Annotated in this window: 23 protein-coding genes; 16 read left to right on the top strand and 7 right to left on the bottom strand. The window is 41.8% G+C overall.

Annotated elements, in window-relative coordinates; genetic code table 11:
• Positions 1-2: 2 nt before the first annotated feature.
• The 7 genes from AB1Z56_RS12650 to AB1Z56_RS12620 all read left to right on the top strand — a co-directional run bounded on the left by AB1Z56_RS12650 (position 3) and on the right by AB1Z56_RS12620 (position 8,248).
• Complete coding sequence (locus AB1Z56_RS12650; RefSeq protein WP_426792206.1) at positions 3-1,430, top strand: DUF5009 domain-containing protein; 1,428 nt, start codon at positions 3-5, stop codon at positions 1,428-1,430.
• A 1-nt stretch (position 1,431) separates the two neighbouring features.
• On the top strand, positions 1,432-2,748 hold the full coding sequence (locus AB1Z56_RS12645; protein WP_426792205.1) for an MFS transporter: 1,317 nt from the start codon (positions 1,432-1,434) through the stop codon (positions 2,746-2,748).
• A 5-nt stretch (positions 2,749-2,753) separates the two neighbouring features.
• Positions 2,754-3,443, top strand: a complete 690-nt coding sequence (locus tag AB1Z56_RS12640; RefSeq protein WP_426792204.1) for a GDSL-type esterase/lipase family protein — start codon at positions 2,754-2,756, stop codon at positions 3,441-3,443.
• Positions 3,440-4,159, top strand: coding sequence for a GDSL-type esterase/lipase family protein (locus AB1Z56_RS12635; RefSeq protein ID WP_426792203.1), 720 nt, complete (start codon positions 3,440-3,442; stop codon positions 4,157-4,159). Before AB1Z56_RS12640 ends, AB1Z56_RS12635 begins: the two co-directional genes overlap by 4 nt.
• On the top strand, positions 4,156-5,094 hold the full coding sequence (locus tag AB1Z56_RS12630) for a DUF4434 domain-containing protein (protein ID WP_426792202.1): 939 nt from the start codon (positions 4,156-4,158) through the stop codon (positions 5,092-5,094). The genes AB1Z56_RS12635 and AB1Z56_RS12630 overlap by 4 nt, the downstream gene beginning before the upstream one ends.
• 135 nt (positions 5,095-5,229) lie before the next feature.
• A complete protein-coding gene (locus tag AB1Z56_RS12625; RefSeq protein WP_426792201.1) occupies positions 5,230-6,396 on the top strand; it encodes an AGE family epimerase/isomerase in 1,167 nt (388 codons plus the stop codon).
• Positions 6,397-6,406: 10 nt separating this feature from the next.
• The gene (locus AB1Z56_RS12620) at positions 6,407-8,248 is read left to right on the top strand and encodes a carbon starvation CstA family protein (protein ID WP_426792200.1); all 1,842 of its coding nucleotides are present in this window, start codon (positions 6,407-6,409) and stop codon (positions 8,246-8,248) included.
• A gap of 37 nt (positions 8,249-8,285) precedes the next feature.
• Here AB1Z56_RS12620 and AB1Z56_RS12615 read toward each other — a convergent pair whose 3' ends face one another.
• On the bottom strand, positions 8,286-9,515 hold the full coding sequence (locus AB1Z56_RS12615; RefSeq protein ID WP_182331128.1) for an ROK family protein: 1,230 nt from the start codon (positions 9,513-9,515) through the stop codon (positions 8,286-8,288).
• Between the two features lie 164 nt (positions 9,516-9,679).
• Positions 9,680-9,802, bottom strand: coding sequence for a hypothetical protein (locus AB1Z56_RS12610; protein ID WP_262896106.1), 123 nt, complete (start codon positions 9,800-9,802; stop codon positions 9,680-9,682).
• Positions 9,803-9,827: 25 nt separating this feature from the next.
• Here AB1Z56_RS12610 and AB1Z56_RS12605 point away from each other — a divergent pair, with 25 nt between their 5' ends.
• The 7 genes from AB1Z56_RS12605 (at position 9,828) to AB1Z56_RS12575 (ending at position 19,460) form a co-directional block, all read left to right on the top strand.
• Positions 9,828-13,037 (top strand): SusC/RagA family TonB-linked outer membrane protein, encoded by a 3,210-nt coding sequence (locus AB1Z56_RS12605; RefSeq protein ID WP_426792199.1) that lies wholly within the window; start codon positions 9,828-9,830, stop codon positions 13,035-13,037.
• Positions 13,038-13,060: 23 nt separating this feature from the next.
• Positions 13,061-14,764 carry a RagB/SusD family nutrient uptake outer membrane protein gene (locus tag AB1Z56_RS12600; protein WP_426792198.1) on the top strand — a complete coding sequence of 568 codons (1,704 nt, stop codon included), beginning with the start codon at positions 13,061-13,063 and terminating at the stop codon, positions 14,762-14,764.
• Between the two features lie 18 nt (positions 14,765-14,782).
• Positions 14,783-16,450, top strand: a complete 1,668-nt coding sequence (locus AB1Z56_RS12595) for a DUF5018 domain-containing protein (RefSeq protein ID WP_426792197.1) — start codon at positions 14,783-14,785, stop codon at positions 16,448-16,450.
• A 71-nt stretch (positions 16,451-16,521) separates the two neighbouring features.
• Positions 16,522-17,712 carry a copper amine oxidase gene (locus AB1Z56_RS12590; protein WP_426792196.1) on the top strand — a complete coding sequence of 397 codons (1,191 nt, stop codon included), beginning with the start codon at positions 16,522-16,524 and terminating at the stop codon, positions 17,710-17,712.
• 8 nt (positions 17,713-17,720) lie between these two features.
• Entirely contained in the window at positions 17,721-18,587 is an 867-nt protein-coding gene (locus tag AB1Z56_RS12585) for a hypothetical protein (RefSeq protein ID WP_309363014.1), read from the top strand.
• A 251-nt stretch (positions 18,588-18,838) separates the two neighbouring features.
• Entirely contained in the window at positions 18,839-19,270 is a 432-nt protein-coding gene (locus AB1Z56_RS12580; RefSeq protein WP_426792195.1) for a hypothetical protein, read from the top strand.
• Complete coding sequence (locus AB1Z56_RS12575) at positions 19,260-19,460, top strand: helix-turn-helix transcriptional regulator (protein ID WP_046675319.1); 201 nt, start codon at positions 19,260-19,262, stop codon at positions 19,458-19,460. The genes AB1Z56_RS12580 and AB1Z56_RS12575 overlap by 11 nt, the downstream gene beginning before the upstream one ends.
• Before the next feature lie 144 nt (positions 19,461-19,604).
• Here the strand turns inward: AB1Z56_RS12575 and AB1Z56_RS12570 are convergent, their stop codons facing one another.
• From AB1Z56_RS12570 to AB1Z56_RS12555, 4 genes are all read right to left on the bottom strand, one after another.
• Entirely contained in the window at positions 19,605-20,303 is a 699-nt protein-coding gene (locus tag AB1Z56_RS12570; protein ID WP_426792194.1) for a type 1 glutamine amidotransferase domain-containing protein, read from the bottom strand.
• 193 nt (positions 20,304-20,496) lie between these two features.
• Complete coding sequence (locus tag AB1Z56_RS12565) at positions 20,497-20,979, bottom strand: Crp/Fnr family transcriptional regulator (RefSeq protein WP_426792391.1); 483 nt, start codon at positions 20,977-20,979, stop codon at positions 20,497-20,499.
• A gap of 737 nt (positions 20,980-21,716) precedes the next feature.
• Complete coding sequence (locus AB1Z56_RS12560) at positions 21,717-22,208, bottom strand: cation transporting ATPase C-terminal domain-containing protein (RefSeq protein WP_426792193.1); 492 nt, start codon at positions 22,206-22,208, stop codon at positions 21,717-21,719.
• Positions 22,205-23,989, bottom strand: a complete 1,785-nt coding sequence (locus tag AB1Z56_RS12555; protein ID WP_426792192.1) for a cation-translocating P-type ATPase — start codon at positions 23,987-23,989, stop codon at positions 22,205-22,207. The genes AB1Z56_RS12560 and AB1Z56_RS12555 overlap by 4 nt, the downstream gene beginning before the upstream one ends.
• Before the next feature lie 223 nt (positions 23,990-24,212).
• Between AB1Z56_RS12555 and AB1Z56_RS12550 the strand changes: the two genes are divergently transcribed.
• Both AB1Z56_RS12550 and AB1Z56_RS12545 read left to right on the top strand, forming a co-directional pair.
• Entirely contained in the window at positions 24,213-24,485 is a 273-nt protein-coding gene (locus AB1Z56_RS12550) for a MutS-related protein (protein ID WP_309363023.1), read from the top strand.
• A gap of 15 nt (positions 24,486-24,500) precedes the next feature.
• Positions 24,501-24,854, top strand: a complete 354-nt coding sequence (locus tag AB1Z56_RS12545; RefSeq protein ID WP_426792191.1) for a hypothetical protein — start codon at positions 24,501-24,503, stop codon at positions 24,852-24,854.
• Between the two features lie 231 nt (positions 24,855-25,085).
• On the opposite strand, the gene AB1Z56_RS12540 is transcribed toward AB1Z56_RS12545, so the two are convergent.
• On the bottom strand, positions 25,086-26,132 hold the full coding sequence (locus AB1Z56_RS12540) for a hypothetical protein (RefSeq protein WP_426792190.1): 1,047 nt from the start codon (positions 26,130-26,132) through the stop codon (positions 25,086-25,088).
• Between the last annotated feature and the right edge of the window lie 346 nt (positions 26,133-26,478).

Raw genomic sequence — 26,478 nt, 5'->3', positions numbered from 1 at the left:
AGATGATACCAATTTTACCAAATTCTACAGCGACTCCACAGCAGCGCAACGATAGTTTGGATGTTCTGCGGGGAATTGCCATCCTTTTAATGGTGCTTTCATCGAGCATTTCATTTGGAAACCTTCCTGCTTGGATGTACCATGCACAGGTGCCTCCGCCCAAACATGTATTTGATCCCAGTATAGCAGGTATAACCTGGGTAGATCTGGTTTTTCCGATTTTCCTTTTTACGATGGGGGCGGCCATCCCATTGGCTATGCGGAAAAAAGTGGCTAACCTAAACGCTTTGCCTATCGTGGGTACAATTTTTAAGCGTTTTGTTGCCTTATTCTTTTTTGCCTTATTTTCTTTTTATATGCGCGCTTGGGTTATGAGTGGAGAGCCTGCTGCCTCGCAGTATCTCTTGTCAATCGTGGGGTTTGTCCTGCTCTTTGCGCTCTATGCCGATTTAAAGTCCTATTTGCCGATGCGGACCGCGAGACTTGTTCACGTAGTGGCCCTGTTGCTATCTGTAGGGATGCTATATCTGCTGTATGCACAAACGGATAGATTTACCCTACAGAAGACAGATATTATTATTCTGGTACTGGCCAATATGGCTTTGTTTGGAACGCTGTGGTGGTGGCTGACGGCGAAATCCATCTGGTTACGTATGGCGATTTTACCATTTATTATGGGCATTTTTTTGGGATCCAAAGAAGTCGGTAGTATCAACGAATTTATCTACAAACTCAGTCCTGCGACTTGGCTTTATCAATTTTATTACCTCAAATACCTCTTTATTATCCTTCCGGCTACAGTTGTCGGCGAGTGGATTATTGCTGATACGTCGTTGGCGGACAAACCCAGGATGCAGCGGTCTCAACTGGCGTTACAAGGCTTGCTCTGTGCCTTTCTAATTGGGCTGAATGTCTTCAATCTCTATATGCGGTATCTCAATATCAATATCGGACTTACCCTGATGTTGATCTTTTCACTATGCTTCTGTTCAGGTGTTTTTCGGAAGGGCGAAGTACTAACACTACCGGCAAAAATGGCTGTACTCGGAAGTTATTTGCTTTTTTTAGGACTGATCTTCGAAGCGTATGAGGGGGGAATAAAAAAGGATTATTCCACATACAGCTATTATTTTGTCTGTACGGGCTTAGCCTGTTATGCGCTAACAATGCTGTGTTGTATCGAGAAACTTGCTTTTGGAAAACCGCTGTTTCGAGGTATAGCACTGGTTGGTAAAAATTCGATGGTCGCCTATACCGCAGGAAATCTATTGTTGATCCCACTATTGGCGCTTACGGGACTACAGAGCGCTCTTGATCAGATGGGCGCACAGGGTGTTTTTGGGGGAGTGATGCGAGGTGTATTATTCACCGGAATCGTGGCGCTGTTGACGATCGTGAGCAGCCGGTTAAAACTTTATTGGAAGTCATAAAATGAATGAATTATTCGAACAAACGGTGGAGCTTCGCAAAGGGCGTAAGGCACTTCCGCCTATTTTCTGGATCTCCACAACATGGTTTGCCATGGGGCTACCTTTTGTTGCCCTTTCGGGTGCGAGCTCCATTATGTATAAAAATTTGGGGGTATCGGACGCACAGATTGCTTTTTGGACCTCATTGATTATGCTGCCTTGGACAATAAAACCCTTATGGGGGCCTTTTTTGGAGTTGTATAAGACCAAGAAATTTTTTGTCTATACCACGCAGATACTCACGGGGCTACTCTTTGGTCTGCTTGGTCTTACGCTGCAGTTGGATCATTTCTTTAGCTTCTCCATTGCTTTATTGACACTGATTGCATTCAGTGGTTCCACACATGATACCGCAGCCGACGGGGTATATTTGAATGAGCTGAATGCAAAACAACAGGCAAAATATGTCGGCTGGCAAGGCGCCTTCTATAATGTGGCCAAAGTGTTTTCTGGTGGCGTACTCGTTTATTTGGCGGGGCAATTGGAGCAGGAAATCGGCATTAAATCCGCGTGGATGGTGGTGATGTTTGCTTATGGATTTATTATGTTGGGGATTGGATTGTACAGTATACGTGCTTTACCTGCTCACGATGAAGCTCCCAAATCCACTTCTTTAAAGGAGGGAATGGATACGCTTAAAGACGTTATCATAACTTTTTTTCAGAAAAAGAATATTTGGTTTAGTTTGCTTTTTATTGTCTTTTATCGTTTTGCTGAAGGGCAGGCTATTAAGATCACCCCGTTATTTTTTAAAGCGCAACGTACCGAAGGTGGGCTTGGCCTGAGTACTTCGGAAATTGGATTGCTTTATGGTGTATTTGGTGCCATAGCCTTTGTGTTGGGGTCGATTGTCGCAGGGCACTTTGTATCCAAAAAAGGCTTAGACCGGAGGACACTTATGATCCTTTGTGCCTTCTTTAATATTCCATTTGTAGCTTATGCATTTCTCGCAATCACATTGCCGACAAACCTTTATCTCATAGCTGCTGCTGTCGCCATCGAGTACTTTGGATATGGTTTTGGCTTTATCGGAATTATTCTTTTTATCATGCAAAATATTGCCCCAGGTAAATATAAGATGGCACACTACGCTTTCGGAAGTGGACTTGTTAATCTGGGATTTATGATTCCTTCGATGATCAGCGGCTGGCTGAGTGATCATTTGGGCTATAAAGAATTTTTTATTTGGGTGTTGATTTCTACTATTCCGGCCTTTTTGGTTTCCTGGTGGGTGCCACTGCGAAAACCCGAAAAAGAGCATACCGACGAAAATAATTAATGCATATGAACATACTTTCTTATAGGAACTGGAAGGCCTTATTGTTGCCTTTTTTTTTACCGGCATTGACTTTAGCGCAATCAAAGGGTATTGATTCTACGTTTGATAATCAGCATTATCGCGCAAGGCTTGAGTTTTTTAAAGCGATGCCCAATCAGAAGGACGAAATCGTTTTCCTTGGCAATAGCATTACCGAAGGTGGAAAATGGCAAGAAATCCTCCAGCGGAAGCATGTGATCAATCGTGGGATTAGCGGTGATGTGACTTACGGTATTTTAGCACGACTAGACGAGATATTGGCTTCCAGACCACGAAAAATATTTCTGCTCTGTGGGGTGAACGACATGAAAAGAGGAATACCGCTTTCCATTATTTCAACGAATATAGAAAGGATAATAAAGCAGGTTAAAAAGCAGGCGCCAAATACAACGCTTTTTGTGCAGGGACTTCTACCTGTGAATGAATCTTTACTACCAAAAATCTATGAAGAGGTTCGGAATGACAAGATAGTGCTACTGAACAATGCTTTGAAAGAATTGTGTACGGAACATCAAGTTCGTTTTGTAGACTTACAGCCGATATTGGTGGACGGTAATGGGGAACTAAAAGCTGAGCTAACAATTGATGGCTTACATCTGAAGCAAGCCACTTATTTAATTTGGGCCAATTATTTGAAACAGCAAAAACTATTATGAGATCATTGGAATTTTTTAAGGCGTATCGTGTTTTCCAAGGTTGCTTCCTAATTGGAATATATCTATTGGTATTTTCCCAGCCCCTCTCCGCTCAGGAGACTAAAATAGATAGCAGTTACGCCAACTGGTATTATCAACAACGAATGGCCTATTTCGAACAAAGTCCAACAATTAAAGGAGCAATCGTTTTTTTGGGAAATAGTATTACTGAACGGGCAGAATGGCAGGAATTGCTTGCAGATTCAAGATATCCTGTACTGAACAGGGGGATAGGCGGAGATAATTCGTTTGGGATTCTTGCGCGTATAGATGAGGTATTGCGCGGACGTCCACGGGCAATTTTTCTGATGGATGGCATTAATGACCAATTCCGAAAGCTTCCGCAGGAAGTGTCGGTCAATAACTACAAGCGTATCATTAAACGAATAAAAAAGATCTCACCAAAGACCCTTATCTATCTTCAGAGTGCTTTACCGATCAATGAAGGACTAACAAAAGAGCCTTATACAAAAGGTAGAAATGTGTTGGTTCCGATCTTAAATGAGAAACTAAGACAGCTTGCAGCAGATGAAAATATCCCATTTGTCGACCTCTGCCCACTTTTTCAGGACAATGAGGGAAAACTTAGCGCAATTTACTCAGCTGATGGTGTCCATCTGATACCCAGTGCCTATATAAAATGGGTACAATTATTAAAAGAAAAGAAATATTTATGAGAATTACAGGGACATTTATTGACGAGATTTCCCACGATATTCCGCACCAGAATTGGGGTCCGGAAGAGTGGGATCGGGATTTTGCATATATGAAGGCAATTGGTATAGACACTGTTATTATGATTCGCAGTGGCTATCGTAAATTTATAACCTATCCATCGGCTTATCTGATGGACAAATATGGCTGTTTTAAACCATCGTTGGATCTTGTAGAGCTTTATCTGCAGCTTGCAGATAAGTATGAGATGAAATTCTATTTTGGACTTTATGACAGCGGTATTTATTGGGAGACAGGAGATCTGAGTCACGAAATCGATTCCAATCAATATGTAATTGAAGAGGTTTGGGCAAAATATGGGCATTATAAAAGCTTCGGTGGATGGTATATCAGTACGGAAATCAGCCGTAAAACGAAAGGGGCTGTTCATGCTTTTCGTACACTTGGGTTACAGTGCAAGGCAGTCAGTGGGGGCTTGCCGACATTTATATCGCCCTGGATTGATGGGAAAAAAGCTGTGCTTGCCGCTTCTCCCGAGCTTAGTAAAGCCGATGCAGTTTCGGTATTGGAACACGAACGGGAATGGGGCGAAATTTTTGAAGGTATACAAGGAGCTGTCGACGCAGTGGCCTTTCAGGATGGACACATTGATTACGATGAGCTTCCCGATTTCTTTGAGGTCAATAAGAAATTGGCTGATAAATATGGTATGGCCTGTTGGACGAATGCCGAATCTTTTGACCGGGATATGCCGATCAAATTCTTGCCGATCAAATTTGATAAACTAAAACTAAAACTTGAAGCTGCAGCAAAGGCTGGTTATGATAAAGCTATTACTTTCGAATTTTCTCACTTTATGAGTCCACAATCCGCTTATTTACAAGCAGGACACCTTTACAATCGGTACCGAGAATATGCACTGCACCATAATTGGTGATAGGGGTCGCGTGTTTACAACACGCAAAATGACGACAAAAGCAATCTCGAAGAAGTCAGAGAACAAGAAATAGCATTATTGATAAGAGTAGGCCAGCGATTTTAAATGGCCTTTAAAGAGCAAATTCATTTATATATGAATCATTATAGTACAATTTATAAAGACGAATTATTTAATCATATTCTTCCTTTCTGGACGGAGCATTCGCTCGATAGGGAGTATGGTGGCTATTTTACCTGTCTGGATAGAAGAGGTGGAGTTTTTGATACGGATAAGTTTATGTGGCTGCAGGGGCGGCAAGTTTGGCTCTTTTCGAGTATTTACAACAAAATTGAAACACGTTCATCCTGGTTGGATATTGCAGTTCATGGGGCCAGCTTTATGGAAAAACATGGACGTGACGAAGAGGGAAACTGGTATTTTTCACTTGATCGACAAGGAAAGGCACTTGTGCAGCCCTATAATATTTTTTCCGATTGTTTTGCTGCCATGGGATTTGGGGCCCTGTATACAGCAACTCAAGAGCAGCGTTACGCGGAAATTGCGCAAGATACCTTTCATAATATATTGAAACGTCGAACACATACCAAGGGGATATACGATAAGGCTGTTCCAGGGATACGTCCATCAAAGAATTTTGCTTTGCCTATGATCTTGAGCAATCTCTCCATCGAACTGGAGCATTTATTGGAACCTAACCTGGTGCAGGGATTGATCGAGGACATCGTGGTCGATGTAATGGATGTATTTTATAAAGAGGAGCAGGGGCTTGTCTTTGAAAATGTAAGTCCCAATGGTTCATTGCTGGATAGTTTTGAAGGAAGATTGCTCAATCCGGGACATGCAATAGAGGCCATGTGGTTTATGATGGATCTGGGGGAAAGATTGCAGCGACCAGCGTTGATTGAAAAAGCCATGCGTATTGGTCTTCGTATGTTGGAACATGGATGGGATGAGAAATATGGAGGTATATTCTACTTTATGGATGCGCAGGGTAAACCAACCCAACAGTTGGAATGGGACCAGAAGTTATGGTGGGTACACTGTGAAACACTGGTATGTATGGCGAAAGCTTGGGTACTGACGGGTAATGAAGAGGCTAAACGTTGGTTTGAACGGGTTCATGAATATACCTGGACGCATTTTAGGGACCCCGAACATGGCGAATGGTTTGGCTACCTCAATCGAAGAGGTGAGGTATTGCTCGATCTCAAAGGCGGAAAATGGAAGGGATGCTTTCATGTACCTCGTGCCTTATGGAAGGTCTATGAGGTGTTTGAAAAAGCAAAAATAATCGTGTAACTTAACTGGTATGGATGCTCTCAATGGAATAAATGCGTTGACCTTAGTTTTCGCAGCGATATTGATCTTTGCGATCGCGTATCGTTTTTATGGCTTGTTTCTAGCAAATAAGCTGCTCAGGTTGAATGGAAGTCGCCAGACACCGGCGGTGGAGTTTGCTGATGGACATGATTATGTGAAAACCGATAAAAAAGTGTTGTTTGGCCATCATTTCGCAGCTATAGCTGCTGCAGGACCATTAGTTGGTCCAGTTCTTGCAGCCCAGTTTGGTTATCTGCCGGGTGCACTGTGGATATTAATTGGTTGTGTATTAGGCGGCGGTGTGCACGATATGGTGGTACTTTTTGCCTCCGTTCGGCATAAAGGCGAAAGTTTGGCTACGATTGCATCCAAAGAGGTCAGCAAACCTATTGGAACTATTGCAGGTATTGCTGTTCTGTTTATTTTGATCCTAACCCTGGCAGGCTTGTCCCTAGCCTGTATAAGTGCCATGCACGAGGCTCCTTGGTCACTATTTACCATTGTGCTAACCATGCCAATTGCCATACTGATGGGGTTGATGATGCGTTATCGGGAAGGGTCGGTCACCTTGGCGAGTATAATTGGCGGTATCTTGCTTATTGCAGGTATTATAGCCGGTCATCACCTGATGCAGGTTCCAACTTTTCACGCACTTTTCAACTGGGATGTGAAAACGATCTCTATCGGTATTGCTGTATATGGTTTCTTCGCTTCAGTATTGCCCATTTGGCTATTATTGGTTCCGAGAGACTACCTTTCGACCTATCTCAAAATAGGTACAATTATTATGCTGACGGTAGGAATATTTTTTGTTGCACCAACAATTCAGATGCCTGCCTTAACCTCATTTATCCATGGTGGCGGACCTGTAATTTCAGGACCTGTTTTGCCCTTTATCTTTATTGTGATTGCCTGTGGAGCCATATCGGGATTTCACGCAATTATCGCAACCGGGACGACACCCAAAATGATCGGTAATGAACGCGAGATCTTGTTTGTGGGGTATGGCGCCATGCTTGTTGAAGGCTTTGTTGCCTTGATGGCATTAATTGCAGCTTGTACGTTGATGCCTGGTGATTATTTTGCAATCAATACGCCGGTAGCCGATTATGCACAGTTTCTAGCGCAGCACCCCCATCTTTCAGCTGTGGATTTACCGCATTTTATAGACAGAATAGGTGTAGATCTGCACGGTAGGACGGGCGGAGCAGTGTCGTTGGCTGTAGGGATGGCTCATATCTTCGATAAGGTTCCTTTTATGAATGATATAATGGCCTATTGGTATAATTTTGCTATCATGTTTGAAGCTGTTTTTATTCTTACGGCGATTGATGCAGGTACCAGGGTGGGACGTTTTTTTCTACAGGAAATGCTTGGAACTGTTTTTCCTAAATTTAGCGATAAAAACTGGAAACCAGGTGTATGGATTTGCAGCGCCCTGTTTACGTTTTCCTGGGGATATTTGGTTTATACCGGTAACGTAAGTAGCATTTGGCCATTATTTGGTATTAGCAATCAGCTCTTGGCAGCCTGTGGTCTGATTGTATGTACAACGATGCTCATCCGGATGAATAGGCGAAAATATGTCTTGTTTGCAGCCGTTCCCGGTGTCTTTATGGCCGTGATTACATTTTGGGCCGGCTATCTTCAGGTGGTACAAGGATATGTGCCTAAAGGACAGTACCTACTGGCGGGCTTGGCCGTAGCAGCGATGTCATTGATGGCGATTGTATTTATCGGAACGTTTAAGAAGTGGATATACCTTGCACAAAAGAAAGAGCAGGTGAAAGATCAATATGGAGAGGTTGTGAAGGAAATTGTGGAAAGATAAAGTAGCGTGGATTTCAGTGAAATCCACGCATTATGTCTTAATCGATAATAGAAAGCAGACGGTCCCGAATGAGAAGGCAGGCTCCAAAGGCCGCAAGTTTTTCTCCATTATTTGAATAAGCAAGTTTGGTGTCCTTGTTGACAATGGATAATGAAAACTTATTGACTGCATTTTTCAGCGGTAACATCAGGTATTCCTCACTCTTGGCTAGAATACCACCTACGATGATGATTTCTGGATTGAAAATATTGATCAATGTAGCAAGTCCACGACCTAATTTTTCCCCAAGTTCATTGATCAACTCAATAGCGAGATTGTCATCTTTTTTTGCAGCAGTGATAATATCGCTGAGCCGGATATCTTCCAGATCATTGAATTTTTTTGTTAGGATGCTCGTTGCGCCATTTTGCAGTGCTGCTATTACACGGTTTCTAAGTGCAAAACCAGATGCTTCCGTTTCGAGACAACCCTTTTTTCCACAGCGACAGATGATATCGTTGTCAAAAATGGGAATATGTCCAAATTCACCCGAGAAACCCGATTTCCCATAATAGATCTTTCCGTTGATTAAAATACCCAATCCGATACCGTTGTCTACATTGACAAAGAGTGCATCTTTCTCGTCCTTTAAAATTCCGCTGGAAAATTCGCCATAAGCAAGCGCCTTACTGTCGTTTTCAAGATAGGTGCGCAATTGCAGCTCCTGTTCGAAATATTTCGATAAAGGGTCTTCATAAAAATTAAAATAACTGTAGGAATAACCTGTGCGATAGTTGATACGGCCAGAAAGATTGATGCCTACACCCAATATTTTATCCTTTTGAATCTGATGTGTGGCAATAAACTGATTGATCTCCCGGCATATATTCTGGAGTGATTCCTGATTATTCTCCAAACGATGTGGAATTTCCTCCTGGCTGGCAATAATGTCTTTTTTCATATTCATGACCACGATACTGAGATGATCATGGCTCACTTGAACTCCGACGAAAAATGCTGCATTCGGAAGTAGACCGTAGGAATTCGGTTTTCTGCCAATTCCCGAAGTCGATTTTCCATTGTCCTGTACCAATGCGTCTTCGATGAGTTCATTGATGCATTCGTTAATCTTGGGAATGCTAATGTTGAATTCCTTGCTCAATTCTGGGATGGTCGAAGGACCTTTGGTCGCAAAAAAGGTTAAAATTTCCTTTTTAAGTAAAATGTTTTTATACGCTACACCGCTATAGCTCGCATCATGTAAGTCACTCAAAAATTTTATACCCATAACTTTGTTACGTTAACTTCTGGGTAAATATAATAAATATCTAATCATCGCAAATTAAGTTTATGTTTTTTCTTCTTTAGTCTGTTTGAATTAATAAAAAAAATTAGAAATAATTTGAATATTTAAAATTTTATTTCTTATTTAGTGTTGTATAAATAATATACCTAATAATTGTAAACCAAAATACGTTGCCTTGTCCGAGTCAGAACGTTGCGTGTTTTATCCAATGGAAAACGTCTGATCATGGTATAGGTAACCGAGTGACCATAAATACTATTTTTTAACATAACACTATTTTTTCATTCCTAAATTATGAAACCAACACATGTAAAACGCAGGTATCTTTTTAAGGCATTGGGATTACTTATTGTTTTTATGCAATCCGCAATAAGCTTTGCTCAATCCATTGTAAATGGTACCATACGAAATCGCGATGAACAGCCTATTGCTGGGGCGACGGTTAAAGTAGTGGGGACTTCTGTAACAACACGTACAGATCAAAAAGGGAGTTTTACCGTGCAGGTAGACCGCCTTCCGGCCGAACTTCAGGTTAGTTATATCGGCTATTTGTCGCAGTCGCGGAAGATCACAGTTGCCGGAACACAAAGTTTTGTTTTGCAGTCCGATGAACGTCAGATTGACGAGGTCGTTGTTGTGGCTTATGGTACGCAAAAGAAGAACAACGTCGTTGGATCTGTCGTACAGATCGGAGGTGATCAGCTCAAGAAAGCCCCGTCGATGAATTTGACCAATGCACTTGTAGGACGTGTTCCCGGATTGACAGCATTACAACAATCAGGGCGTCCGGGGGCAGATAATGCGACCTTGTATCTGCGCGGAGTTGGAACTTATGGTGGTAATCGAAGTCCTTTGGTGATTGTCGATGATATCGAAAGACCGCTTTCTACCTTGGCTTATCTGGACCCAAGTGAGATAGAAACGATTTCCTTTTTAAAGGATGCAGTCTCCACGGCCGCTTATGGTGTACAGGCCGCCAATGGTATTATATTGGTTAAAACAAAAAATGGACGAAAGGAACAGACCAAAGTAACCTATGACTTTGGATACAGCATTGGCCAAAATACCCGCTTTCCAAAATTCCTCAATGGACCGGATTATATGAACTGGTATAACAAAGGAACAGAACTGGACAATGATTTTCTCCGAAATACGAAGCAAACTGAAGCACCTTACATCTACACCCAGGAACTCATCGATGCTGTGGCAAATGGAACCAATACCAATCCGTTATTTGGGAATACAGACTGGATTGGCCTATTGGCAGATAATAATAGCTATTCGCAACATCATGCAGCGACAATTTCGGGTGGAGCGGGCAAAACGCAGTATTTTGCTTCGGTCAGCCATATGAACCAGGACGGGGTGATCGACAATACCAATTTTAAACGCTACAATATCCGTACAAACCTTAAAAGTGAGCTTAATGAATACCTGACGGTTGGTTTGAACATTGGTTTACGTAATCAAAATACCAATTTACCCGGTATTTCACCCGATAACTCGGCCTATATGAATCCATTTTACCAGGCTGTTCGGATGCTCCCGAATCTGCCTATGTATGCCCCAAATGGACTTCCGGTAGCTTATCAGGCAGGAGCAGGGTGGGTCAACCCAATTGCTTCCGTTGCAAATTCGGGATACCAGAAGCTCAAAAGCAATATCTTTCAGGGAACAGCAAACATCGATTTTAAAGTTCCGGGAGTAACAGGTTTGCTGGCAAAAGTTCAGGGCGCATACGACTATAATTCGGATGAATCCAAATCTTGGCTGACACCCTATCCGACGATGGGAAGACAGCGGGACCAAGTTGCAGGCGACTTTGTGGCGATGACCACTTTGCCCGGAATCACGAAGACATCTCTTCGTCAGAGTTTTGCTGCAAACTATCGCAGCACCTGGCAGGCCAGTTTAAATTATAACCGCACTTTTGGTGATCATAGCATCGGTGTGTTAGGTTTATATGAATATGCAAAAACTCATGGTAATCAATTTGGTGCCGGCGCAAGTAATTTTCCAATCAGTATTATTCAGGAAATAAACTATGGTTCGGCTTCCCAGGAAGACATTATCAAGTCTACAGGTTCCAGTGATGCAGAATCTGCACGTGCGGGATTTGTGACACGGCTGAATTATGCTTTCCGCGATCGTTATTTGGTGGAGTTGGTATCGCGTTGGGACGCCTCCGCTAACTTTGCCAAGGAAAACCGCTGGAAATCTTTTCCGGCCATTGGATTGGGCTGGGTTGTCTCAAATGAGTCCTTCTTTAAGGAAGCTGTCCCTTTTGCAGATTTCCTTAAAGTAAAAGGGTCGATTGGGCGTACAGGTAACGATCGTGCACAAGTGGGTAGTTTCCCTTACATTAATACCCTTTCGCAAAATACAACACCAGTCATTGTCATAGACGGCAAGCCGGTCAAAGCCTTATATACCAATGCACCTCAAAACCCACTATTGAAATGGGAAGAATCCACCACATCCAATGTTGGATTTGAATCACGGTTTTTAAATGGAAAATTTGGTTTTGATTTCGAATGGTTCTATCGTTATACTTCCGGTATTTTGGGACAGGTTGGAAACCTTTATCCAGCGTCGATGGGTGGTTATTTTCCGAGTTTGGCCAATATTGGCGAAGTTGATAATCGCGGTTTTGATGCTCAATTGCGTTATAACGATCGTTTTGGTGAATTTAAACTGGGCGTAACCGGCAATATCAACTGGGCGAAAAACAGGTATCTGAAACTGGATGAAGCGAACGGTATCCCTTCTTGGCAGAGTCTCATTGGCAAACCTATCGGAACAAAAATTGGATTTGTCAAAGAGGGGATGGTACAGACCTGGGAGGAAGCACGCAATACACCTTCACCAAGTTCGGGATTTATGGCTCCCGGTTTTTTCAAATTTAAAGATTTGAATGGCGACGGCCGGATTACCCGAACAGATGATATGACCTATATTGGACGCTCCAACGTACCTGAATTAACATTCGGTTTGAATTTCGATATGGCTTATAAAGGCTTCGACTTTTCAGCATTGTTGCAAGGTGCTGCACGTGTTGATGTTGCCCTAGCAGGAGCCTATGAAGGATCGTCAGGAACTTCAGGGGTAGAGGATAATACACCTTTTACGCGACCTTTTTATAACTATGGAAACTCCCCTTATTTCTTGGTTGAAAACTCATGGCGCGAAGACAATCCGAATGCCGAATTTCCACGTATGAGTGCCTATAAAGCAACAGGCATGTCGACGAACAATGCAAATGCCAATTCAGGATGGATCAGAAAAGGAGATTATCTGCGGCTTAAATCCGTGCAGTTGGGCTACACTTTCCCGAAAGGATTGCTGAATGCAGCGAAGATTGAACATGTACGCGTGTTTGCTTCGGGCTCAAACCTTTTCACATGGGATTACTTGAAATACCTCGATCCCGAAATGCCAAACGTCAATAATGGATTTTATCCGCAGCAACGGATTTTTGAATTTGGTTTAAGCGTTACTTTTTAATCTCCTAAAAATTACTATTACAGATGAAATCAACTCTATATACCAGCTGTCGGCAGCTTTCATTTTTAGGCCTGTTGTTTATGGCGCTGCAAGGTTGTTCTGTCGATCTAATTCCACAGGACCGGATCGCAGAAGAGAAAGTATGGGCTGACCCCAATTCGGCCGAACTATATGTGTCGGGTATCTATGCTGAATTTAAAAAATTCCAGTTTGGTCAATTTCCAAATTTAGGCTATGACAATGCAATGGATGCCTTAGCCGATGGAATGAAATTTACCTCAAATACCGCTGGGAATGGTACCGTCAATATTCTTGTATCTAACTCAAACCAGTTTTCTTCCGCAAGTGTAGGATTGAATTATTGGGCGAGTGGATATGAGCGTATCCGTCGTATCAATGAAATGATCAATGGAATTAATACCAAGTCCAGCCTTTCCGATGCTCAAAAACAGGTTTATGAGGCTGAGGGTAGGTTCGTGAGAGCATATGCCTATTTCTGGCTGGCAAAGATCCATGGAAGCGTGATTCTATTCAAGAGTATGGATCAGTATACTGAAAAAGATCATGAACGCTCGAGTGAGGAAGCCGTTTATGATTTTATCTTGGAGGATCTCCAATTTGCGGCAGATCATCTTCCGCTCAACAATCTTGCCGGCCGGGCTACCCAGGGCGCGGCCTATACCCTGATGGCGCGTGTAGGACTATATGCAGGCTCTATTGCTAAATATGATCTCAAGCAGTTCAATCAGGATCCTTTGACGGGCATTTCACAGGCGAGGAGCGCAGAGTATTTTAAAAAATCAGCCGATGCAGCGCAAAAAGTCATCGATATGGCTAATGGGGGACTCTATGCTTTGGACGATAATTTTGCAAGCATTTTTACTAATAAAAATACAAAGGAAGCAATCTTTCGGGTAGATTTTGCGGCACCTGATGTCACGCATCAATACGACCTGGGCTATGCTCCACCTCGGGATGCTCCGGGTAATACATTGGTTTATGGTGTGCCAACCGCAGAATTGGTCAATGAATTTGAAATGGCTGACGGATCTAAATTCTCCTGGCAGAATACCGCGCAGGCAGCGGCTCCCTATACAAATCGTGAGCCTCGTTTCTATGCGACGATCTTATACAATGGTGCAACCTGGAAAGGAAGAACACTGAATACGTCGACGACCGATGCGATAGAAGGATTTACAACATTTGGCGCGAGTGGCGACCCCAAACGTACCGTTACGGGATACTATGTACGCAAAATGCTTGATCCTACAAATACCACATTCGTTCAAAATAAGAGTACACAAAGCTGGATCGAAATGCGCTATGCCGAGGTCTTGTTGATTATGGCGGAAGCGAAAGCGCAATTGGGTGATTTTGTGACTGCAACCACCTACATCAATCAGCTTCGCCAGAAGCGTGGACTTAATGCCCTTAGCCTTGCCAACAATAATCAGGCAATGGCCGCAGTGGAGCACGAGCGCAAAGTTGAACTGGCTTTTGAGGGACATCGTTTCTGGGATTTGCGCCGTTGGCGGAAAGCTCACCTCCTGTTGGATAATGTGAAGTTTACAGGGCATAAGATCAGTCCGAACGCAACAGGATTAACGTATGAAGTTGTCTCAGCAGACGCAACCAACAGAAGTTTCAGTACAAAATTATATTATCTGCCCATACCTGAAAATGAAGTGCAGTTGAACGGCGCTTTGACTCAAATTAAAGGTTGGTAAAAATAGTAAAGACTAGCAATGGACAAAATAAAATTTTACAGTTTATGGGCCTGTGCGATCCTTTTGGGAGGATGTCAAAAACCTAATTATCTGGAGCGGAATGTGAAAAATCAATTGATGGATTTTTACGCTACGATTGATGGGAAAGGGCAAGATCGCCTCTTCTTGAGTACGATCAGCAATGATACGGTGTATTTGCACGTAGATTATTATTATCCGATCGATTCGGACAATGAAGTAGATCTTTCGCGATTGATGCTGCGTGCCTCCATTCCGGCTGATGCCCAGGTGACGCCGGGATTAAATGGATTTACAGACTTGACGGCACCCAAGAAAATTACTGTTACCGCGGGAAACGGTGACGCAAAGGATTATGTGGTCATTGCCGAGAAGAAAGGCAATACCGATATTTCGGGAATCAAAATTACATTTAAAGACAGCGAACAGAAAGTCAATGAAGTCGAGGGGATTTTAAATGGGAATACAGTCACGTTTTATGTCGTGCCGGGTATGGATCTATCGCAAGTCAATTTGAGTTATGTTATCAACAAACACTCTAGCGGTTCAATAGTAAGCGGCGGACAGGTGAATTTGGCAAACGGTGTGGAAGTGCCGCTGACAATTTCTGGAGCCGGAAATATCAAGCGGCAGCTCAAATTGGTTGTCAAAGAACCTGTCAAACTTGATAAAGGGGTGGGCATTAACCGGCGCTTGTTCCTGAAGAAAGCGGCAGACTTGGGTTTTACTGCAAATAGTGAAACGTCCTGTTTTGTGAGTGGCGATTACTTGGTGATTGTGAGCCGAACTTCTCCATCGGTATTTAAGGTATACAACCGTTTTACTGGAGCTTATTCCCATAATCTAACAAATCCTTTTCCAGCAGGCCGCTTGATCTTCCAGGGCGTGAGTGATGAGAAAGGTCGATTTATGCTAGGAACTTATACGCCGAATGGACAGAGCTTTGTGTTATACAAATACAATGATGTTTTTGATACCAGTCCTGTCAAGCTATTGGATCTACCTTATAGCAAACCTGCTGCGGTAGCTGCCGGCGATGGCAACATCGGTCGTAAACTTAACTGGGTAGGGGATATGGACGGAAACGGTCAGTTACTCGCTTCGGTTGCAACCAGTCGTTACCTCCTGCGTTGGACACTCGAAAATGGCCAGATAAAATCTACAGCTGCCGATGTCCTGGAATATAAAGATGGTGCGACCTCATTAGGCTTCCTACCGGAATATCTTCCTTTAGGGGTCGGCGCTAACACCGAACTGATCGCGAGCACTAACGCCGAACTTGCTTATGTTTCGGGAAGTACATGGGGACGGCTAGCAGCATTCCCGGCAATTACAGGTACTGCCATGAATGGTGGTATCGCCTTTCAGCGTTTTAACAATGCGGATATTTTGGCTCAGGTCAAATTGTTTGGAAGCAATGAGATTGGTCAGATGTATGTTTATGATATTAGTGATCGAGCCCGCATTGGTACCACACTAAGTTCACCGACCTATAACCAATTGCGTGTTTATGAGTCGGAGCTGTTTACCGGCGGTACCAATGGCAATGCAACCAGCGACATCTGTATGGGAACCTCAGAAAATGGACAAAGGCTTCAGGTGTATATGTTGACGACCTTTGGTTATCTCGTTGCGCAGGAGTTTACAATTTATGCCGATTCAAATTAAAATAATCGTTCCTTCACGCAGCTTGTGTTGCAGTGGAGGAACATTGTATTCATTCGTAAAAAAATAAAATTATGAACAAGCACATCAAAACAAGCTTATTGTTGATGTTAGGTTTAGTTTCGTGTAAAGTTGGATTTGCACAAAAAAGTGATTTAAGTAGCGTGTCCAAAAAGATTGTCAGCGCAAATAAAGGCGATATCGTTTTGTTGGAGGATTTTCTAAAAACGGACTTTCCCAAGTTGCCTTACACAAAGACCGTATTACCGGGGCCGCAGTATATCATATCTGATGATCCCGAGTATATCCGTGTTCCGGAAGCCATTGCACTACAGGAGACGGTTGATCCCGGAGCAGTTAGGTTGTATGTCTATAACGTCAATGGTGTCAAAGAACCTCAAAAAATGCCCCGTAAGATTTCGGCGGTCATAAAAAATCTGGGGCATGAAAATATGCATTTTCGCATGTTGAAGTATGCTTCACAAAAACCGAGTTCAAACTACTTTGAAATTGGAAAGAAGGGGCTTGAGGACTATTTTTTATCTGCTGTAAACAATCAGGTGAAATTACTTAAACCGGGGGAAGTGATGGCTATCGATGAAAAACTGGAAAAACAGCTGGTACAATACGATGAACTTGTCCATGGATTCTATGAATTTGTGGTGGACCAGCCGGCGCAGATCTCTGTCATACAATTTGCCCCAAATGAGTCTGGACCAAAAGTGTTTCCGCGGATAAAGACACTCATTCCACATAGTCACGCAAACGCTGGGCGTGGTATTTTTCCAATTTCCAATTATCAGATTAATCCGAAAGATACGCTTGACACCAAAAAAGGAGCAGTGCAGCTGATTGTTGCCGACGGGCAGGACGATCCATGGATCACGGGAACGATTGGTGCGAAAAAGGAATTTGCCAAGAATGCGGGAAACTACGGTGTGCTGTATAAAACAAAGATCAAATGGAAGAGTACAGACGGAAAAGGATTGGCTTTGGTCAGCTGGAACAGCCGATCTGGTGACAACCAATGGTGTGGTGGTATGGGGCTGACAATGGAACTTGTGGGGCAGGACGGTCAAAAGACGGTGATGCAATATCCCAAAAATGCGCTGATTACAAAAGGTTATCCAGAGGCAATTCTCATCGAAACTTATTGGCCCGACCCGAAGAAGGAAATACAGGAAATTGAATTCACTTATTCTCCTCCGGGAGCTTCCTGCCTACCGACACCATTAATTTTTGTACCCATTGATCCGAAGAAATAATGAAACATATGCTCTTACTTTTTTTACTAGGCTTGACCGCCTGTAGTGCAAAAAATGAATTTGTTAAACCAGAATTTCCGGTTGTAGGTGTTGATGGAAATGAGTATCTCAAAAATGAGGTGCGTCCGGCTTCTTCAAAAGCTTGTTTTCAAGGAGCCTACTATCGAAAAGTTGTTTCCAGTACGGATGTTTGGGTTGGAATCAAGGCCGAGGTTACCTTGCCAAAGATGGAATTTGATCCGGCGCGTTTGAATCCGAGCAAACCCAAACAATACCTGGATAATCCCTCTGTTTATATGGGCGGTAACATGGGGGGACAGGAAACGGATATTGGTCTTACTTGGGAAGTTATTAAAGATGAAAAAGGAAATGTGACCGAAGACAGGAGGGCTTTTCGACCGTTTTTAAGAAGGGCAGCACACAGCTCTGGTCAAGCAAGTCTTTACCAAAATGCACCAGCACAAGACGAATATTATTGGTATCCTGGCGAAAAGGTGCTGATGACATTGGAAATTGTTGGTCCAGGTATGTTAAAATTTGCTATACAGGGTAACGGCAAGAAATATGAAGCTACGTTTGAAAGTGCAGGATATACCCTGGGTGGATTGGGTGAGTTTAAGCGGGTGAATGCTATCGATCAGGTGGCCAATGAAGGCAAACCTGTACAGGCAACAAAGACGAAAGTATTGGAAGCGATTTGGTCCTACACCACTTTACTCCGCTATGATGCAAAGCAAGTGATCGAAGTGCCTATGCATGCGGGACGAATGACACAGATGGCCTGCCCAGCAGCTCAATATTTTAAAATCCAACAGGATGCAGCCAACCTCAAAAAAGGAGGGGAGAATGTACAGATAAATGGAGCTGGTTTTTAAATATTGCTCACAAAAAATATAAACGACCAAAGCCAGCTGCATGCAGCTGGCTTTTTTTTGAAAAGCCTAATTTTTTAAAAGGGACAGTTATCATTAGCGTTATCGTAAATTTAATGTAAAATAAATTTGTCTTTATGTAAAATATATTTGTCATAATGTATGATATTTTTTACATTTGAATGAACTGATAAACTTATTGTATTATGAAAAAAATCCCTTTATTGCCCCGTTATTTTCGCTGAATTGGCTTCTTGTTTGTTGTAATTAGTCTAGGACTGTACTTTTTGGATTCGTTTCGGGATCGATCTGATCCGGGTGGAATATTTATTAAAACCTTTGTTTTCATCAATGATACGCCACTGAGTCCAATCGGATTCTTTGAGATTATGGAGGTTGATGTTTTGTTGACCCTGATCATGTTGACAATGCTGCTCGGATTATCATGTTTTGCTTTTACACGACGTAAAGTGGAAGATGAAATGATCAATTCAATACGTTTGTATAGTTGGTCATGGGCAGTCATCGTCATGATTGTTTTGAGCACACTCGTTATGATCTTTGTATATGGAAAGACCTTCATGAGTTTTTCGTTTCTATTTGCACATTTATTATTGCTTGTTTATATTACGATTTTTAAGGTAAATATCTGGAAGATGAATAGGAGATCGGAACATGAAGAATAAGATAAGAATCCATCGATTAATAAAAAACTACTCGCAGGAACAGCTCGCAAATTTGGTGGGTGTAAGCAGGCAAACGATCAATGCACTGGAAGCCGAAAAATATATTCCTTCCACTGTACTTTCGTTAAAAATCTCCCATGTACTTGAGCGTAGTGTGGAAGAATTGTTTGAACTTGAAGACAAAGATTAAAGTCATTTTGCAAATGGTTCTTGTCATGAAGAAGTTGTAGGGATTTAGATTTCAATTGGAAGGGGATGCTGATGTTTTATCAAAAAATAAGTAAGGACTGTTTCGATGACAACAGTCCTTACTTATTTTTTGATTAGCTTATTGCTAGGAATTGCTCAATAGAGCAAACAAAGCTTTAGCAGTTTCTTCCGAAGACCCAGGGTTTTGCCCGGTAATGAGATGACCATCTTTGACTACATAACTATGCCAATCTTCCCCTTTGCTGTACTGACCACCCAATTTCACGAGTTCATCTTCCACTAAAAAGGGAACAACATCCGTTAGTTGAACCGCTTCTTCCTCGCTATTTGAAAATCCGGTAACTTTTTTGCCTTTGACCAGTGGCTGACCATTACTATCCTTGACATAGCGAAATACAGCTGGGGCATGGCATACGGCGGCGACAGGTTTGTTGTGGGCCCAAAATGATTCAATCAATGCAATGGATGTCTTATCGTTGGTTAAATCCCACAAAGGTCCATGGCCACCAGGATAGAAAACAGCATCATAATCTTGCTCATGGATCTGATCCAAAGGAATGCTATTTGCCAATTTTGTTTGAAGCTCCTTATCGGCATCAAAACGTTTAGTTGCTTCGGTTTGAAAATCCGGAAGTGCACTTTTAGGATCGATTGGCGGCTGCCCTCCTTTTGGAGATGCGATTGTCACATCGATTCCCGAATCTTGCAGAACGTAGTAAGGTGCAGCAAATTCCTCAATCCAAAAACCTGTTTTTTCTCCTGTATCTCCCAATTGGTCATGTGATGTCAATACAACCAATACTTTTAATTTGTCTTTTTTCATATCTTAATTTGTTTTTAGTGGTGATGAAGCTCGAAGATTTACATCAGGTCAATCTAAATCAATCAAATAGCAGCATCAATAAAAAAAATAACTGTTTAAAACGATAGTACAAAGTAGGGGATAAATTGCCAAAGCCCTATGTGATATACATCACAATTTGGAGAATGGTTTTGCTTTTGTGATCTGGATCACACTATTTGGCTTGGTATAGCCTGCTCAATGTTTCGCGAGAAACGCCCAGATACGCTGCAATCAAATGTTTGGGAACGAGATTATAGAGTTCAGGATATTGCTGCATGAGTTCTTCATAACGGCTTCGCGCATTATTGTTCAGCAGTGACATTATTCTTTTTTGCAGCCCAATGTATCCTTTATTGGAACGCCATCTAAAAAAGGTTTCAACTTCGTGAATTTCCTTACATACTTTTTCACGGTCCTCGTTCGATAAGCAAAGCGTGTCTGCATCGCTGACACAATCTAAATTGACCGTAGCTGGGCCTTGATTATGCAATGCATTATAATCGGAAGCCCACCAGGTTTTTGTGGCAAACTGTAAGATATGCATCTTTTGTTCATCATTGGTGAAATAGGTCTTTAGACAGCCATTTAGCACAAAATACTCTTGTTCCACAAGGTCTCCTTGACGGATAATCATTTGTTTCTTTTTAAAGGAGATCGGTTAAAAAAAAGAAAAGAAGTAGTCGAATTGTTCGTCGTTTAACTGGACGGTCTTGTCGATATGTTGTCTCAGAATTTCACGTTCGGTCATAGCTAATAGTTACTTGATAGATTTAAAATTAAACAAAATCTCACAATGATAGCGAAGGCCTGCATCAAGTTCCCCTCAGATTCAAAATTAAGAAGGGAATAACACTACTTTTACAGCCTATTAACAAGGGGTTAGTAGGGGATATACCCCTGCTAACCCCCTGTTATACCCCTGTTAACCCCCTGTAATCTCCCTGTAATATATTAAGATAATATCAATTAGATTTTAACTTGTGCCCAAACAAAAAGGGAACTTCCTAAAAAAGATGGAATTTCACAATCCTTACTCGTTCGGTCCTTTTTGAGATTGAGCCGAAGGGATCGCCAGGAATATTTTAGTCCTACTTTATGGGGGATATCAGGTATCTAATATCCCGACGCCAGCTTCTTGTAAAACCAACGCTTTGCAAAATCGGCTGTAAATACATAAACAGCAACAATCAACACCATATAAACATAGAATTGAAATGGCAACCTCACAAAACCAAATATATCACCCAATAGGCTGAAAGGCATAACCAAAACAAATGAAATCACGATCAAGTTAAATAGGAGCAGCGCTTTGCCGGGTTTACTTTTAAAGAATGGAAGTCGGGTCCGAACGACAAGGACAATAAGGGCAGCGGAGACAACAGATTCTAAAAATCAGCCAGTTTGAAATTGTTGTTCATTGGCTTTGAGGATTAAAAGAAGTACTGCAAATGTACAATAATCGAACACCGAACTCAGTAAACCAAAGATAAACATAAACTTTTTGATAAAACCAATATCAATGCGATGCGGTTTTTTAATGTACTCTTCATCGACATTGTCTGTTGCTATGGTCGTCTCAGGAACATCCGTAAGTAAGTTGGTTAATAAAATTTGTTTTGGTAAAAGCGGTAGAAAGGGAAGCAATAAGGATGCCCCGGCCATACTAAACATATTCCCAAAATTGGCACTCGTTGCCATGAAGATATATTTCATTGTATTCGCAAAGGTTCTACGTCCTTCTTTTATACCGTTGGCGAGTACATCAAGATCCTGATCCATTAATACAAGGTCGGCGGCTTCTTTTGCAACATCTACGGCGCTGTCTACAGATATTCCCACATCTGCAGCATGTAGTGCGGAGGCATCGTTAATTCCATCTCTCATAAAACCAACGACTTGTCCCGTTTTTTTAACGCTAGAATAATCTGTTCTTTTTGGCTAGGCTCCACCTCCGCAAAGATATCGGCCTGCAACACCTTTCTCACCAGTGCTTCGCTAGTGGTTCCCCGCAAGGAACTTCCGGTGACAACAACCGGGCCTTCAATCCCCACTTGTTTAGCAAGACTTTCGGCCACCAGCGCATTGTCGCCCGTAATTATTTTTAACTTGACTCCTAATGAATTTAAGTTATTTATTGCGGCGACTGCACTTTCTTTGGGTGGATCGAAGAAGGTGACAAAGCCAAGAAAAATCATATTGTTTTCCTCTTCTTTCGAAATGGAGTTTGTTGTGGTTGTTTTCCAGCAGATTCCTAATGTAAGGTACCCTTCTCTACTGTACTGTTCGTAGAGTTGTATTAAGGTCTGTTTGAGTTCGCTGGTTAGTGGTGCCATGCTATCGTTGCTCGTTTGTACTTGATTGCATATGGCGAGGATTTCCTGAAAGGCTCCTTTGGTGATCATCTTGAATCCTTGAAGTTCAACCAGAATACTCAGTCGTCTACGTATAAAATCATAGGGAATCTCGTCCAATATAGCTGGAAGTTGTTGCTCTTCGTTTTTTAGTCCGGCTATAATTGCAGCATCGATCGGGTTTTTGAAACCTGTTTGTAGTGCAGCATTAAAGAGGGCATAGTTGTTCACAAGTTCGTTTTCAGTGTTATTGATATCGAAAGCTTTATAAAGCTTCACTTTTCCCTGGGTAATTGTACCAGTTTTGTCTGAACATAAGATATTCATACTGCCGAAGTTTTCAATTGCGGAAAGGCGTTTAACAATGACTTTCTGCGCGGCCATTTTTTTTGCCCCTGAGGAAAGATTGACCGTAATAATAACAGGAAGCAATTGTGGTGTAAGTCCAACAGCAAGTGCTAAAGAGAATAGAAAGGAATCAAGAACTGGTTTATCGAGGAATACGTTCAGTGCAAATATGAAGAGGATCAGGATAGAGGTAATTTGCATGAGTAAAAAACCAAACTTTTTGATCCCTCTTTCAAATTCAGTTTCGGGGGCATTGTTTCGTAAGCGCGCGGATATTTTCCCAAATTCGGTATTCAGTGCTGTAGCGATGACGAGTGCTGTAGCTTTTCCACTAATGACACTCGAACCCATAAACAATGTGTTAGAACGTTTGGAAAGGGGCGTATTTGTTTCTAGTGTTCCTTTTTGTTTTTCGACAGGATAACTTTCTCCTGTAAAAGCAGCTTCATCAACAAACAATTCTTGGGAATTCAAGAGGATACAGTCGGCAGGAATAATATCACCGGCGGACAATACGACGACGTCCCCCGGAACGATTGATTCTGTACTTACTGCTATCTCATGGTCGTCGCGTATGACAGTCGCTGTAACTTGGACCATTTTTAATAATCTGGCAACAGCATTGGATGCTCCATATTCTTGCCAAAATCCCAAGCAGCTGCTAATGACTACAATTAAAAGGATGATGATTGCATCTGTGCGATCCTGAAGCAAAGAGGAAAGAATGGCTGCGGCGATTAAGATAAGTGTGATGGGATTTTTGAATTGATTAAAAAATAATAAATACGCGCTTGAACTATTTTTTCCTTTCAATCTATTGGGACCATATTTGGTGATTCTCAAATTGGCTTCGCTTTCGGATATACCGTTTTCCTGCGAATTGAGTTCTTGGAATAGCTCCTCGGCAGACTTGCTCCAGAAAGCTTCTAAATGGCTATTATGTGTACCTTGGTTCTTTTCTGTCATCGTGGCCTTGTTAATGATGTAAGAGTAAACAGGTTATTTAACCTGAATTTAGGGAATTATATTGAATTATCTTAACGGGTATTTCAGATGACAAAATCAATGTTTAACCGGTTTAGTGATTTAGAAAAAATGATTTTTTTTGATTTTATTTTGTTTATACAAAGTTATTTTCTATTTTAGTGTTGCCCATTCAAGGGCACTTTTCATAAAATAGGTTAATAATATGGCTAAAACACCCGGAGTACCCCATGCTTTCGGGTGTTTTTTTATTGTTTTTTACCTTCTCCAAAGCAATTTATGGTGTCTGACGGGAGCAAATATGACGGGCAAATCTACTTTGTTGAAGACGATTGGAAGCTGTGTTTATCTGGCTCATCTTGGTTCTCCTGTTCCTGCGGATGCTATGAAGACGGTACATTTTGACGGAATAATGGTGACGATAAATTTAGGTGATAATTTGAGCACAGGAGCGAGCCACCTTTTTAATGAGGTATGACGGGTTAAACATTTAGTGGAATTACTGGCATCCGGTAAACACATCTTTGTACTGATGGATGAGTTATTCAAGGGGACAAACCATAGTGATACCAGTGAAGCAACTTTGGAGTTGGTTAACGATTTGAAAGAGTGCAAGAATCGTGTATTTTTATTGTCATCACATATCCCAGAAATTTGTCTCCTACTCCAAAAGGGGCGCACTGCATTGAAGCATTTGGAAGCCCCGTTGGATGAGCACAAGGAGATTATCTTTACCTATCAACTTTTGGATGGTGTTGCTGAAGCAAAGTTACGCATGTGGTTATTGCGGAAAGAAGGTGTATTTGAGATGCTCTCGAAAAGAAAGTTGGAAGGGAGACAGAATTGATTTTCTTAGGAACCTATTTGGATTTTGCGCAGAGCACTTTTCGGAGAGACGAAAATATGAGTATACATCATATGCTGACAAGATTTTCCTTGATCAGCTTATGACGTATATCTGGAGGGAGCCTGTTTTTGATTGTAGGTCTATGTCCTAATTCTAACAGATATTTTTTCGTTAACTGGATCTTTTTATTATAAATGTAGTGAATTGGGGATATGTCGAATCATTTTGTGCTTACTTAACGTCTTTTTTCTCCGGCCATTTTACAAACACGCCCGTTTCGAGTGTCAGTTCACCAGTCGCAGGATTATAACTATCCTTGGATAGAATTGGGATTTCACCGGCTACTTTACTTTGCTCGGGGTTGTGTGTACGGTTGTGGTAAGTCGGTACTTTTTCAAGCTTGACCAATTTGCCATTGATGCGTAGATTTTTTTGAACAATGGTTATTTTAGGTAATTTGTCGTATCGGATGACATTCAGTCCCTCGAGATCCCTCGGCCTTTGGGAAAAATCGATGAAATATTTGTATTGCTCCAAGAACGATGTGATGTGCTCTTTCATCTGGATCTTTTTACCCGGGAAGGCCAAGGATCCTACATTGACCACTTTTTTTGTGCTTAAATCTTCGACATACATGGTGACCCAGGAATGTTCATAATCGCCCCAGCTGAAATAGGTTTCTTTAGGGTTAACAGCATCTGGAATAGTCTTACCCGCGATATAGCCTTCTTTTTTTAGTGTGATACGATAAGAACCTTTGCGCCAACCTACGGTATTGCGGACACTGATAAAGTCACCCTCTGCATCTGAACTGGCATAATATCCCGTAGTTTTTAAGGCTTTTTTTGTCCGTTCAAACCAACGCGAAAAGATGCCATTAAATTTGATATCCTCTTCTTTACCTGTCTTAACACTGATACCGCCACCGGCAGATTGGATACCACAATATAGAGGTATATTGTTTAGGTATATATTAAAAGGTGAAATGTAAAATGAATAGTGGTCGGGGATGTCATCTTGTACAATAACATCAATGGAAATAGAATGGAAATCATTGACGGCAGAGTCCAATATATAATAGGAATTGGTATAGTGTAAGGGGGGTAAGATGAGACTATCAGGAAAGACATATTCCGTAGCCATCTTCTTTTTGAGCTCTTCATCTATACTGCTGTTTTCATATTTTTTTTTGAGTTCCTCTTTGGTTTGGGAAAAGGCTGGGCTACTGAATAAGGTAAGCGGTACAAGCACCGCCAAAATATTTTTTATCAATTTCATAAACAGTTTTAATTGCGTCCACCAATATACTTTTTTTTCTTTTAGGAGTAAAGGGCTAATTAATCGGCCGATTAAAATAATACAATGGACGAATCGTAAATCATTTTTGGCGAATTGTAAACGGTGGCTTGAATCTCTGACCGAGCACTTTATATTTGGTTCCAAGAAATGTCGAAACATAGATCTTAATTCGCTAATTCATTGTGTGATAGGTTTATGTGCGGCATTTTAATTTTAATTGTCATAGTAGATAGTGCCTTATACTTAAGGTGAATGTTTTTCATAGGTAGTAAGCCGTAAAGGACTCCCCGTTCTTGCGGCTTTTTTTTGCCTATTGGTCCGTTTA

The sequence above is a fragment of the Sphingobacterium sp. WOUb80 genome (assembly GCF_050058145.1).
Lineage (GTDB): Bacteria > Bacteroidota > Bacteroidia > Sphingobacteriales > Sphingobacteriaceae > Sphingobacterium.
The sequence above is the reverse complement of the archived record's forward strand: the minus strand, read 5'-3'. Positions and strand labels throughout refer to the sequence as shown.